Origin of the sequence: Nocardiopsis akebiae (assembly GCF_018316795.1) — a bacterium.
GTDB classification, from domain to species: domain Bacteria; phylum Actinomycetota; class Actinomycetes; order Streptosporangiales; family Streptosporangiaceae; genus Nocardiopsis; species Nocardiopsis dassonvillei.
Map to the genome: position 1 here is coordinate 1 of NZ_CP074132.1, position 14,007 is coordinate 14,007.

5 protein-coding genes, 3 rRNA genes and 1 pseudogene are annotated in these 14,007 nt (G+C 65.9%); all 9 read right to left on the reverse strand.

The genetic code is table 11. From position 1 onward, the window contains the following. Window positions 1-124: 124 nt before the first annotated feature. Window positions 125-240 (reverse strand): 5S ribosomal RNA (gene rrf / locus KGD83_RS00005). 104 nt (window positions 241-344) lie between these two features. Beyond that, window positions 345-3,439: ribosomal RNA gene (locus KGD83_RS00010) — 23S ribosomal RNA — on the reverse strand. Between the two features lie 339 nt (window positions 3,440-3,778). Then, window positions 3,779-5,311 (reverse strand): 16S ribosomal RNA (locus KGD83_RS00015). The 16S, 23S and 5S rRNA genes sit together here, the layout of an rRNA operon. A gap of 580 nt (window positions 5,312-5,891) precedes the next feature. Beyond that, the gene (locus tag KGD83_RS00020; protein ID WP_212641941.1) at window positions 5,892-6,365 is read right to left on the reverse strand and encodes a SixA phosphatase family protein; all 474 of its coding nucleotides are present in this window, start codon (window positions 6,363-6,365) and stop codon (window positions 5,892-5,894) included. 201 nt (window positions 6,366-6,566) lie between these two features. Then, window positions 6,567-8,987 carry a sodium-translocating pyrophosphatase gene (locus tag KGD83_RS00025; RefSeq protein WP_212644200.1) on the reverse strand — a complete coding sequence of 807 codons (2,421 nt, stop codon included), beginning with the start codon at window positions 8,985-8,987 and terminating at the stop codon, window positions 6,567-6,569. Window positions 8,988-9,594: 607 nt separating this feature from the next. Beyond that, window positions 9,595-10,128 (reverse strand): DUF309 domain-containing protein, encoded by a 534-nt coding sequence (locus KGD83_RS28360; RefSeq protein WP_249352365.1) that lies wholly within the window; start codon window positions 10,126-10,128, stop codon window positions 9,595-9,597. A 144-nt stretch (window positions 10,129-10,272) separates the two neighbouring features. Further along, window positions 10,273-10,974, reverse strand: a pseudogene (locus tag KGD83_RS28365) (alpha/beta fold hydrolase); the annotation flags it as partial. 114 nt (window positions 10,975-11,088) lie between these two features. After that, on the reverse strand, window positions 11,089-11,565 hold the full coding sequence (locus tag KGD83_RS00035; RefSeq protein ID WP_212644201.1) for a phage holin family protein: 477 nt from the start codon (window positions 11,563-11,565) through the stop codon (window positions 11,089-11,091). 241 nt (window positions 11,566-11,806) lie between these two features. After that, entirely contained in the window at window positions 11,807-13,777 is a 1,971-nt protein-coding gene (acs, locus tag KGD83_RS00040) for an acetate--CoA ligase (protein WP_212641943.1), read from the reverse strand. Between the last annotated feature and the right edge of the window lie 230 nt (window positions 13,778-14,007).

A 14,007-nucleotide genomic window follows, 5' to 3' on the forward strand; every position in this document is an offset into this window, starting at 1 on the left:
GGCCCACCCAGGCACCCACACCCCCGCACGCCCACCCCAACGTTCACAAACGCACAAACCCCCACACAAAAAAAAAGGGGCGGAGCCGCCCTAACAGGCAACCCCACCCCTCCTTCAAGAAAAACCGTGGCAGCGACCTACTCTCCCACCCCACCACAGGGCAGTACCATCAGCGCAAAGAGACTTAACGACCGGGTTCGGAAAGAGACCGGGTGTGACCCTCCAGCAATAACCACCACGGAAACCACACACCACCCACCCCAACTCAACCCACCCCACAAGGCAGGGAATCACAGCGAGCAGCAAGCTCCGTGAAAAGTGTGCGCGAACATCCAATTATCTGCAGCGGACAAGCCCTCGGCCTATTAGTACCGGTCAGCTCCACCCCTCACAGGGCTTCCACACCCGGCCTATCAACCCCATCGTCTATAGGGAGCCTTACCCCCTCAAGGAGGCAGGAGACCTCATCTCGAAGCAAGCTTCCCGCTTAGATGCTTTCAGCGGTTATCCCTCCCGAACGTAGCCAACCAGCCATGCCCTTGGCAGGACAACTGGCACACCAGAGGTTCGTCCGTCCCGGTCCTCTCGTACTAGGGACAGCCCTTCTCAAGTCTCCAACGCGCACAGCGGATAGGGACCGAACTGTCTCACGACGTTCTAAACCCAGCTCGCGTGCCGCTTTAATGGGCGAACAGCCCAACCCTTGGGACCAACTCCAGCCCCAGGATGCGACGAGCCGACATCGAGGTGCCAAACCATCCCGTCGATATGGACTCTTGGGGAAGATCAGCCTGTTATCCCCGGGGTACCTTTTAGCCGTTGAGCGACACCGCTTCCACACGCCGGTGCCGGATCACTAGTCCCAGCTTTCGCTCCTGCTCGACACGTCCGTCTCACAGTCAAGCTCCCTTGTGCACTTACACTCAACACCTGATTACCAACCAGGCTGAGGGAACCTTTGGGCGCCTCCGTTACTCTTTGGGAGGCAACCGCCCCAGTTAAACTACCCACCAGACACTGTCCCCGAACCGGATCACGGTCCAAAGTTAGATGCCCGAAACAGTCAGAGTGGTATTTCACCAACGCCTCCACCGCCACTAGCGTGACAGCTTCACCGGCTCCCACCTATCCTACACAAACCATCCCAAACACCAATGTCAAGCTATAGTGAAGGTCCCGGGGTCTTTCCGTCCTGCTGCGCGAAACGAGCATCTTTACTCGTAGTGCAATTTCACCGGGCCCATGGTTGAGACAGTGGGGAAGTCGTTACGCCATTCGTGCAGGTCGGAACTTACCCGACAAGGAATTTCGCTACCTTAGGATGGTTATAGTTACCACCGCCGTTTACTGGCGCTTAGATTCCCAGCTTCGCAGGGGCGAACCCCCACTAACCAGTCCTCTTAACGTTCCAGCACCGGGCAGGCGTCAGTCCGTATACAGCGTCTTACGACTTCGCACGGACCTGTGTTTTTAATAAACAGTCGCTTCCCCCCGCTATCTGCGACCCCACCCAGCTCAGGATGCAAGATCCATCACCAGACAGGGCTCCCCTTCTCCCAAAGTTACGGGGACAATTTGCCGAGTTCCTTAACCATGGTTCACCCGAACGCCTCGGTATTCTCTACCTGACCACCTGCGTCGGTTTAGGGTACTGGCCACACACGAACTCGCTAGAGGCTTTTCTCGACAGCATGGGATCACTCACTTCACCAAAAACGGCTCGGCATCACGTCTCAGCTCACACGAGAGGCGGATTTGCCAACCCCTCAGCCTACACGCTTACCCCCGGACAACCACCGCCGGGTAGAGCTACCCTCCTGCGTCACCCCATCACTTACCTACTACAAGCTCGGTTCCCAGACCAGTAAGCCAAAGCTCCCCGAAGGGACCCAAGACCACCAGCGTGGTTAGCATCACCTGATTCAGTACTGGACGCTCGTGCACGGGTACGGGAATATCAACCCGTTATCCATCGACTACGCCTGTCGGCCTCGCCTTAGGTCCAGACTCACCCTGGGCGGATTAACCTGCCCCAGGAACCCTTAGTCAATCGGCGGCAACGTTTCTCACGTTGCTTTCGCTACTCATGCCTGCATTCTCACTCGCACGCCCTCCACCACACGATCACTCGGCAGCTTCACCGGACGCACGACGCTCCCCTACCAACCCAAGAACAAGTCTTGAGCTTCACAGCTTCGGCGGTGTGCTTTAGCCCCGCTACATTATCGGCGCAGAACCACTTGACCAGTGAGCTATTACGCACTCTTTAAAGGATGGCTGCTTCTAAGCCAACCTCCTGGTTGTCTCAGCAACTCCACAACCTTTCCCACTTAGCACACGCTTAGGGGCCTTAGCTGATGATCTGGGCTGTTTCCCTCTCGACTACGAAGCTTATCCCCCGCAGTCTCACTGCCACGCTTCACTTCACCGGCATTCGGAGTTTGTCTGACGTCAGTAACCTTGTCGGGCCCATCAGCCAAACAGTAGCTCTACCTCCAGCAAGAAACACGCGACGCTGCACCTAAATGCATTTCGGGGAGAACCAGCTATCACGGAGTTTGATTGGCCTTTCACCCCTACCCACACCTCATCCCCCAGGTTTTCAACCCTGGTGGGTTCGGGCCTCCACGAGGTCTTACCCCCGCTTCACCCTGGACATGGGTAGATCACTCCGCTTCGGGTCCACAGCATGCGACTCAACCGCCCTATTCAGACTCGGTTTCCCTACGGCTACCCCACCCGGGTTAACCTCGCCACACACCATGACTCGCAGGCTCATTCTTCAAAAGGCACGCCATCACCACACCCGAAGGTCCAGCTCTGACGGCTTGACAGCACACGGTTTCAGGTACTATTTCACGACCCCTCACCGGGGCACTTTTCACCTTTCCCTCACGGTACTAGTGCACTATCGGTCACCAGGACGTATTTTGGCTTAGCAGGTGGTCCTGCCAGATTCACACGGACTTTCACGGGCTCCGCGCTACTCGGGAACACATCAACGTCTAGCCGGTACCTTCATCTACGGGACTCTCACCCACTCCGGTACCGCTTCCCAACGGTTTCAACTACCACCGACATCAACGCTCCAGGCCGGCAGACCTGAACAGACATGTCCCACAACCCCGCAAACGCAACGACTGCCGTCTATCACACGCCTACGGTTTAGCCTCTTCCCCGTTCGCTCACCACTACTAGGAGAATCACTGTTGTTTACTCTTCCTACGGGTACTGAGATGTTTCACTTCCCCGCGTCACCACCAACCACCCTATACATTCAGATGGCGGCAACCCGACACAACTCGGGCTAGGTTTCCCCATTCGGACACCCACGGATCACAGCTCGGTTGACAGCTCCCCGTGGCCTATCGCGGCCTCCCACGTCCTTCATCGGCGCCTGGTGCCAAGGCATCCACCGTGTGCCACTATCACTTGGCCACTACAGATAATAAGATGCTCGCGCACACTATTCACAAATCAAAACACCAACCGCATACCCCAACACCACATCGGCCACAAGCAGCGAACATCAAGGTCCGCACACCCACCGAGAGTTCTCAGAGGCGGTCCGCGGGAACCAACACCCGACCAGGACCACAAGGCCACCAGCCAGAGGTTGCTTCCTCAGACACCCAACAGCGCGCCCCCGGACGCTTCTAGTCGCCCGAGGTCAAGTTCGATTCGTCTTTGAGCCATCCTGGATGCTGCACGCAGCACCAGGTCCACTTTCGAGTCCGGCCGGCTGTAGAAGTAATGCCGACCTGTAAAGACTCCTTAGAAAGGAGGTGATCCAGCCGCACCTTCCGGTACGGCTACCTTGTTACGACTTCGTCCCAATCGCCAGCCCCACCTTCACTCACTCCCTCCCACAAGGGGTTAGGCCGCAAGTTTCGGGTGTTGCCGACTTTCATGACGTGACGGGCGGTGTGTACAAGGCCCGGGAACGTATTCACCGCGGCGTTGCTGATCCGCGATTACTAGCGACTCCACCTTCATGGGGTCGAGTTGCAGACCCCAATCCGAACTGAGACCGGCTTTTAGGGATTCGCTCCACCTTACGGTATCGCACGCCCATTGTACCGGCCATTGTAGCATGTTTGCAGCCCAAGACATAAGGGGCATGATGACTTGACGTCATCCCCACCTTCCTCCGAGTTGACCCCGGCAGTCTCCCATGAGTCCCCACCATTACGTGCTGGCAACATGGAACAAGGGTTGCGCTCGTTGCGGGACTTAACCCAACATCTCACGACACGAGCTGACGACAGCCATGCACCACCTGTCACCCGCCAACTAAATGACCTCACATCTCTGCGAGTCCACGGGTGATGTCAAACCTTGGTAAGGTTCTTCGCGTTGCGTCGAATTAAGCAACATGCTCCGCCGCTTGTGCGGGCCCCCGTCAATTCCTTTGAGTTTTAGCCTTGCGGCCGTACTCCCCAGGCGGGGCGCTTAATGCGTTAGCTACGGCGCGGAAACCGTGGAAAGTCCCCACACCTAGCGCCCAACGTTTACGGCATGGACTACCAGGGTATCTAATCCTGTTCGCTCCCCATGCTTTCGCTCCTCAGCGTCAGGTAAGGCCCAGAGACCCGCCTTCGCCACCGGTGTTCCTCCTGATATCTGCGCATTTCACCGCTACACCAGGAATTCCAGTCTCCCCTACCTACCTCTAGCATGCCCGTATCCACTGCAGAACCGGAGTTAAGCCCCGGTCTTTCACAGCAGACGCGACACGCCGCCTACGAGCTCTTTACGCCCAATAATTCCGGACAACGCTCGGACCCTACGTATTACCGCGGCTGCTGGCACGTAGTTAGCCGGTCCTTATTCCCCACCTACCGTCAACCCCCAGAGAACTGGGAGCCTGCGTTGGTGGTAAAAGAGGTTTACAACCCGAAGGCCGTCATCCCCCACGCGGCGTCGCTGCGTCAGGCTTTCGCCCATTGCGCAATATTCCCCACTGCTGCCTCCCGCAGGAGTCTGGGCCGTGTCTCAGTCCCAGTGTGGCCGGTCGCCCTCTCAGGCCGGCTACCCGTAATCGCCTTGGTAGGCCGTTACCCCACCAACAAGCTGATAGGCCGCGAGCCCATCCCTGACCGAAAAACTTTCCACCCTCCACCATGAGGTGGCGGGTCGTATCCGGTATTAGACGGCGTTTCCACCGCTTATCCCGGAGTCAGGGGCAGGTTGCTCACGTGTTACTCACCCGTTCGCCGCTCGTGTACCCCGAAGGGCCTTACCGCTCGACTTGCATGTGTTAAGCACGCCGCCAGCGTTCGTCCTGAGCCAGGATCAAACTCTCCATAAAGGTCACTCAACCCGGCCCGCGTTCCCCGGAGGGTCCGTTCGGGCGGGTAAACCTAGAAGTAATCCTGACCAACCGGGTCACCCCGGCTAATCAAAGGAACCTCCGCACACGAACCGGTGTGGTTCCGTGTGACGGGGCCAAAACAAACATGGCTTAAAGAAAATCAAACACGCGCTGTTGAGTTCTCAAGAAACAACCGCTCTTCGTGTACAAGCTGCTGTGAGCTTTTCCGCCGAAGGCGTTGTGCGTTTCCGCTTTGTTGTGTCTTTACTTTATCAGGTGTTCCGCGCCCCGCCAAATCGGCGGTTTGCGGTGTTTCTGATCGGGGTAAAGCCCGTTTCCTGTTCCGCTTCCGTGTTTCCTTGGAAGCGCCCCCCGAGCCTACCCGCACCGAAGCAGTGCTCGGAACGGTGATCCGGAGGAAGAAGGGGTGTCCGGCACGCCCGCGGAAAATCGCGTTCGTTTCGCTCGGAAGGGTGTCGCGACCCCTCTCGACCTTGGGCCGTTGGGAGGCGACTCGGAGTACATTACCCGCGGACCCCGGGTCTGGCAACTCGAAGTCAGCGTGTCCTGGGTCACACTAGTTCAGCAGTGCGCCGGAACCGGTTCCCGGAGCGGCGTAGAGCCACTCCACCTCCAGCTCGACGGCCGCGACCGTGGCCGGCGGGTAGGCGGCAGGGCCCCCCAGGAAGGCACCGGCCAGCTGGGCCACCGTCGGGTTGTGTGCGACGACCAGGACGGTCCCCGCGTCGGGGTCCACCTGGTTCACCAGCTCGAGGAGTGTGTCCACCCCCGCCGAGTACGCCGCCTCGGAGTAGTCCACCTCCGGGCGGACACCCGGCTCCATGGCCCCGAGGACACCGTCCAGCGTCTGCCGCGTCCGCCTGGCCGCGGAGCAGATGACGTGGTCGGGCACGTACCCCCGCTCGGCGAGCAGGCGGCCGACCGCCTCGGCCTGGCTCCGGCCCCGGTCGGTGAGACCGCGTTCGAAGTCCTCGAAGCCGTTCTCGGCCTGGGCGTGCCGCATCAGCAGCAGCCTCCGCGCGGCGCTCACGGGGACACCGCCGTCGCGACGACGGAGAGGGCCGCGATGAACGCCACCATGACACCCACGATGACGAACAGTCCCTTCATCCCGGACACCGGGAACCACCCCTTCGCTCGCTCGGCTGTGCTCCCAGGTTAGGCCCCGCCCGAACACGGGCGCGGCCGCCCGGGGGGTACCCGGGCGGCCGCGGAGGGTCGGTGCTCTCCCCTACTTCCCCTCTCCGGCGCGGGCCTCCTCCTTGCGGTCGTCGGCGCCCTCGGCGGTGTCCTCGCCGACACCGCCGTCCCCGGCCGCGGAGATCCCGCCCTTCGGCGAGGCCCCTCCGTCGGCCTCCGGGGCGCCCTTGGGGGCGGACCGGCCGCCGGTCTCCGCGAGGTCGGTCTCGGTGCCTCCCCCGCGGCGCTTGGACCACAGGATCGCGCCGACGAGCACGGCGACGGCCGCCACCGCGATCCCCGCCCGCAGGACGACGTTGTCGGCGTAGATCACCACGCTGGGCGCCACGATCAGGGCGACGAGGTTCATCACCTTGAGCAGGGGGTTGATGGCGGGGCCCGCGGTGTCCTTGAAGGGGTCGCCGACCGTGTCGCCGATGACCGTGGCGGCGTGGGCCTCCGAGCCCTTGCCGCCGTGGTGGCCGTCCTCGACGAGCTTCTTGGCGTTGTCCCAGGCGCCGCCCGAGTTGGAGAGGAAGACGGCCATGAGCACACCCGCGGCGATGGCGCCGCCCAGGAAGGCGCCCAGCGGGGCGTAGCCGAGGGCGAAGCCGACCGCGATCGGCGCGAGGACGGCCAGCAGGCCCGGGGTGACCAGCTCCCGCAGCGAGTCCTTGGTGCAGATGTCGACCACGCGCGCGTACTCGGGCTTCTCCGTGCCGTCCATGATCCCCGGGCGGGTGCGGAACTGGTCGCGCACCTCCATGACCACGCGGCCCGCCGCCCGGCCGACAGCCATGATGGCGAGTCCGGAGAAGAAGAACACCACGCTGGCGCCGATGATGACGCCGACGAGAACGTCGGGCTGGTCGAGTGAGAGCGAGAACGCCTCGTCGGCGTCGCCGAGCTGGGCCTGCACGGAGGTGCGGAAGGCGCCGAAGAGCGCGGTCGCGGCCAGGACCGCGGTCGCGATCGCGATGCCCTTGGTGATGGCCTTGGTGGTGTTGCCGACGGCGTCGAGCCCGGTGAGGATCTCCGCTCCCGGGCCCTCCACGTCGCCGGACATCTCCGCGATGCCCTGGGCGTTGTCGGAGACGGGTCCGAAGGTGTCCATCGCCACGATGATGCCGACGGTGGTGAGCAGGCCGGTTCCGGCGAGGGCGACGGCGAACAGGCTCAGGGTGATGGAGCCGCCTCCGAGCAGGAACGCGGCGTAGACGGCTCCGGCGATGAGGAGGGCGGAGTAGACGGCCGACTCCAGGCCGACGGAGATGCCGGAGAGGATGACGGTCGCCGCGCCGGTCTCGGAGCTGTCGCCGATCTCGCGGACGGGGCGCCGGTCGGTCTCGGTGAAGTAACCGGTGAGCAGCTGGATGGCGGCGGCGAGTACGAGGCCGATGAGGACCGCCACGACCGCGAGGACCCTCGGGTCCGGGTTGGTCCCGGCCTCCTCGATCTCGGCCAGGACCTGCGGGCTGACTCCGGAGAGCTGGTCGAAGCTGGAGGGCAGGTACCAGAAGGCGGTGCCGACGACGAGCACGGCGGAGATCGCCGCGGAGATGAAGAACCCGCGGTTGATCGCCGACATCGCCGTCTTGTCCCTGGCGCGGGGGGCGACGAGGAAGATGCCGACGATGGCGGTGAGCACGCCGATCATGGGGACGAGGAGCGGGAACACGAGTCCCTCGGTGCCGAAGGCGACGCGGCCGAGGATCAGTGAGGCGACGAGCACGACCGCGTAGGACTCGAACAGGTCCGCGGCCATGCCGGCGCAGTCGCCCACGTTGTCGCCGACGTTGTCGGCGATGGTGGCCGCGTTGCGGGGGTCGTCCTCGGGGATGCCCTGCTCGACCTTGCCGACGAGGTCGGCGCCGACGTCGGCGGCCTTGGTGAAGATGCCGCCGCCCACGCGCATGAACATGGCGAGGAGGGCCGCGCCGAAGCCGAAGCCCTCCAGGACGATGGGGGCGTCGCCCCGGTAGAGGAGGACGACGACGGCCGCGCCGAACAGGCCGAGGCCGACGGTGATCATGCCCGCCACGCCGCCGGTGCGGAAGGCGATGCGCATGGCGGTGCGGTTGGAGGCGTCGTCACCTCCCCGGGCGGCCGCGGCGACCCGGACGTTGCCGCGCACGGCGAGCCACATGCCGATGAAGCCGGTCGCCGCCGAGAGCAGGGCGCCGAGGGCGAAGAAGACCGACCGGCCGATCGCGATGGCCCACGAGTCGGCGGGGAGCAGGAGCAGCAGGAGCGGGATGAGCACGACGAAGACCGCGAGGGTGCGGAACTGTCGTTTGAGGTAGGCCGCCGCTCCTTCCTGCACCGCGAGCGCGATGCCGCGCATTCGCTCTGTGCCCTGCCCTGCGGCGAGGACCTCACGTACCAGCACGCCCGCGACGGCGAGTGCCAGAAGGGCCACCACCATGACGATGATGACGAGGGTGAAGTCGGTGCCTGCCAGTGATAGGGCCATGCCGCCTTCAGCGGCGAGGTTGAGCCCAGACAATCCGTCCTCCTTGAGACGGGCACGACCTTTTCGGCCCCGTCCACGGGAGAACGCGCGGAACGGCTCGCCCTGTGGGCGCCGGTCCTCGCGGCCGTGGACGTACCGCCGTCCGGAAGGAGCCTGAGCTGGCTCGACGGCACGCTTGGCGGGGTCGAAGCGGTGCCACCTTTGGTTGTGGTGCGTACCGCCCGTGCCGCGTGTTCACGGGCGGTGATCCGGGGAGTCTACGCACGGCGACAAAGAAAGGTGAGAGCCGAGCCCGCCATTCCTCAAGAAAATCCGAAGATGTGATCTTCCGGTGATCTCAAGAAAAGGATAAATGCCTTTTTCGGTGATATGCAGATCATATAACATCTCATAATGCCGTAATACGATGTTAACGCTAAAGCGTTCATAAGACCACAAAAAGGGAATGGGCCCCGCAGGTCACACGGACCTCACTGGTCACAGGAGGTGCTGGTGCCACAGGGCCCTCCGAGGGACCCGCCGCCGGTCCGCGGCGGGAGTCGCGGGCGGGTGCGCCGACGCCCGCACGACTCCGGCCGCGTCGGCCGGAGGACAGGCTGTTCGGCGGCTACCCGCCGAGCAGGCGCATCCCCGAAGGGTCGATTCCGTCACCCGGACGAGCGCGCCCGGCGTCGAGGTCGTCGGCCAGGGCGCGGGCGAACGCCGCCACCCCCGCCACGTCCACCCCGTGGGGGGCGCCCGGTCCGAACGGCTCCACGCGGTCCGCGCCCCGCCTCAGCAGTCGTGCCGCGCCGATCATGTTGCCGCGCTGTGCGTGGGTGACCCCCACCGCCGTCTGGGCGAGGCCGCGCCACAGCTCCCGCTCGGGTTCGGGCGCGGACTTCCACACTGCTTCGAGGACTTCGTGTGCGGTGAAAGCGTATCCGCCGTCGAGCAGCCGCTGGGCCTCCTCCAGACCTTCCTCCGCGGAGAACTCGGCGTCGTCGGGTACCCGCTCCACCTCGCCCCTGCTCCCGTGCGGCATCGGACGTCCGTACCGGTCCCGGGGGCGCTGGTTCTGAGCCTGGCCGGTCTCGTTGCGGTCCCGCCCGCCTCCGCGGCCCCCGGACTCCCGGTGCCCGTCCGCGGTCTCCGTCGCCATCGGTACCCCACCGCCGTTCCCCCTCGCTTGCGAGGACTCCGTCCGCCTCCCCGTCGAGACCTCCGCGAGCCACTCGACGAGCGCGCGGGAGACCTCCTCCGGCCGTTCCTCGTGGGGGAAGTGTCCCGCGCCGTGAACCTGCCTCCAACGGTAGGCCCCCGCCACCAGGCCCCGTGAGGCGCGTGCGGGCCCGGTCGGGCACACCGGGTCCAGGGACCCGTGGAGCTGGAGGACGGGGACGCCCACGGGAGCACGGCGCATCCGCGCGTTGTAGCGGAGTCCGTCCGTGCGCCAGCGCGACCGGAAGATCCAGCGGTGGCTCTCCAGGGAGCAGTGGGAGACCTTGGGGATGGCGAAGGCGCGGCGGTAGTGCTCCTCGGCCTCGGTGTCGGGCCAGTCGGGGCCCGACCACGCCCGGAGCAGGTCGCCCACGCGTTCGCACCCGTCGCTCAGGAGCCGGTGCTCGGGGAGGATCGGCAGTTGCGCCCGGAGCATGTGGCGGACGCCGGGGCCGCCGGAGGCCAGGACGCGGGCCGCGCGCAGCGGGTGCGGCGACGACACCGCGGCCAGGGCGCGAACGGTGCCGGGGTGGTAGGCGGTCATCGTCCAGGCGACGAGGCCGCCCAAGCCGTGGCCGACCACGGCCGCGTCCCGCGAGCCGAGGGCGCGGACCAGTCCGGCGGCGTCCTGGGCGAGGGTGACGAGGTCGTAGCCGCGCGGGGTCTTGTCACTGGCGCCGTAGCCGCGCAGGTCCGCGGCGACCGCGCGGTAACCGGCGCCGGCGAGCGCGGTCAGTTGGGCGCGCCAGGCCCACCAGAACTGGGGGAAGCCGTGGAGGAGGAGCACCAGGGGCCCGTCACCGGCCTCGGCGACGTGGAACCGGGCCCCCGCCGCGCTGACGGTCCTGTGGGTCCAGGGGCCGTCGACGTAGGCGGCCGAGTCGTCCAACAACGCGCGGGCCTACCGGGTCGCGGGAGCGGACGCCTCGGCGGTCTGGACGGCGTTCGAGGGCGGGCGGATGTCGCCGCGCAGGATGCCGGCGAAGCGCGAGGTGGTCAGCGCGGTGCGCTGGAGGCCCTCCCGCTTGCGCAGGGTGGCGATCGCGTACAGCCCGACGGCCGCGGCGAGCAGCAGGTAGACGAGGGTGACGATGCCGAAGCTGGCCCAGCCGGGGAGCCCGGCGACCTCGTACAGGACGAAGGCCCCGGTCACCGAGAGGAGGATGACGAAGATGTGGGCGAGGACCCCGACCACGGCGAAACCGGCGACGCCCTTGCCGATCTTGGCCGCGTCGGCCTTGGCCTCCAGCTTGGCCAGCTTGATCTCCAGGCTGACCAGACGGGAGATGTTGCCCGTGGCGTCTGAGACCAGTTCGCTGATCGAACGGTCGGTGTCCCTGGTGGCGCCAGGTTCACCGGTACCCGGCTTCTCCGCCATCGTGGGGGTTCCCTTCTCTCGGTCCGAACGCACGGATGATCCTCCGCATCCTCGCACATACCCCGTCCCGGACGTCTCTCACGGCACGCACAACGGCACCGCCTCCTTCGGCCGCACGGGCGGCGGGCGCGGCGGCCACGGGTCCGCGGACCGGAGGACGCGGGGAGAGGGGGAGACAGCGAACGGCGCCCGGTCCGGGGCGCCGTTCACCGCTGGACGAGGGGCCGCATGGGCCCTCGGCTCAGTCCTCCCGCTTGGCGGAGGGCAGCTGCTTGGCGATGACCTCCATGATCGAGGAGTCGGTGAGCGTGGAGGTGTCGCCGACGGCCCGGTTCTCGGCGATGTCGCGCAGCAGGCGCCGCATGATCTTGCCCGAGCGGGTCTTGGGCAGCTCGGGCACCGCCAGGAGGCGGGCGGGCTTGGCGATCGGGCCGAGCGAGGTGCCGACGTGGTTGCGCAGCTCCTGGACCAGGTCCTCGGGGACCTCCTCCTCGCCGCCGCGCAGGATCACGAAGCCGACGATGGCCTGGCCGGTGACCTTGTCGGTGGCGCCGACGACCGCGGCCTCCGCCACGCGCGGGTGGGAGACCAGCGCGGACTCGACCTCGGTGGTGGAGATGTTGTGGCCGGAGACGAGCATGACGTCGTCCACGCGGCCCAGCAGCCACAGGTCGCCGTCCGCGTCCTTCTTGGCGCCGTCACCGGGGAAGTACAGGCCCTCGAAGCGCGACCAGTAGGTGTCCTTGTAGCGCTGGGGGTCGCCCCAGATCCCGCGGAGCATGGACGGCCACGGCTCGCGGATGACGATGAAGCCGCCCTCGCCGTCGGGGACGGACTCGCCCTGCTCGTCCACGACGTCGGCGACGATGCCGGGGATGGCCCGCATGGCCGCGCCGGGCTTGCCGGAGGTCACGCCCGGCAGGGGGCTGACCATGACGGCGCCGGTCTCGGTCTGCCACCAGGTGTCCACGACCGGGGCGCGGTCACCGCCGATGTTCTTGCGGTACCAGACATAGGCCTCGGGGTTGATGGGCTCGCCCACCGAGCCGATGACGCGCAGGCTGGACAGGTCGAACTTGGCGGGGATGTCGTCCCCCCACTTCATGAAGGTGCGGATCGCCGTGGGGGCCATGTAGGCGATGGTGACCTCGTACTTCTCGATGATCTCCCAGAAGCGGCCCCTGTGCGGGGTGTCCGGGGTGCCCTCGTACAGGACGGTGGTGGCCGCGTTGGCGAGCGGGCCGTAGACGATGTAGGAGTGGCCGGTGACCCAGCCGATGTCGGCGGCGCACCAGTAGACGTCGGTCTCGGGCTTGAGGTCGAAGACCGCCCAGTGGGTGTAGGCGACCTGGGTGAGGTATCCGCCGGTGGTGTGCAGGATGCCCTTGGGCTTGGCCGTGGTGCCGCTGGTGTACATGATGTACAGCGGGTCCTCGGCGTCGTGCGCCTCGGGCGTGTGATCGGTGCTCTGGGACTCCACGGCGTCGTGCCACCACACGTCGCGGTCGGTCCACTCGACGTCCTGGCCGGTGCGGCGGACGACGAGGACGTTCTCGACCGCGGGGCGGTCCGCGACGGCGGCGTCCACGGCGGGCTTGAGGGCGCTGGCCTTGCCGCGGCGGTAGCCGCCGTCGGCGGTGACCACGAGCTTGGCCTGGCTGTCGTCGAGGCGCTGGCCCAGGGCGTCCACGGAGAAGCCGCCGAACACGACCATGTGGACGGCGCCGAGCCGGGCGCAGGCGAGCATGGCCACGACGGTCTCGGGGATCATCGGCATGTAGATGGCGACGCGGTCGCCCTTGCGCACGCCGAGTCCGGTCATGGCGTTGGCCGCCTGGGAGACCAGGTCCTTGAGCTCGGCGTAGGTGATGGTGCGGGTGTCGCCGGGCTCGCCCTCCCAGTGGTAGGCGACCCGGTCGCCGAGGCCGTTGGCCACGTGGCGGTCCACGCAGTTGACGGAGGCGTTGATCTTCCCCCCGACGAACCACTTGGCGAAGGGCGGGTTCCACTCCAGGGCGGTGTCCCAGGGCTGTTCCCACTGGAGCCTGCGGGCCTGCTCCTCCCAGAAGCCGAGACGGTCCTCTTCGGCCCTGGTGTAGGCGTCGGCCTTGACGTTGGCGTCGGCGGCGAGCGCCTCCGGGGGAGGGAAGCTGCGCGTCTCGTGGAGAAGGTTGGACAGTGTCTCCTGGCTCGCGGGAGTGCTGTCGGCCACTGTGATTCTCCTTACGTAGGCTGGTTCACACCCAATTAATCATGTGGTGCGACAACCCGTGAACAGCCGGGGTGGCGTCCAGCGGCGGGGAAGGCCGGGCGCGCGACGAACGGGCGGCGAGCGGTCGCCCTGCCGCGACGAGCGGTCGCGGGGGCCGGTTCGCGCGTTGCCGCCGGCGCGGCAGGGCGACCCGGCCCGCCGGTGTGGGCCTCCCGTGTTACCGGCGCGTA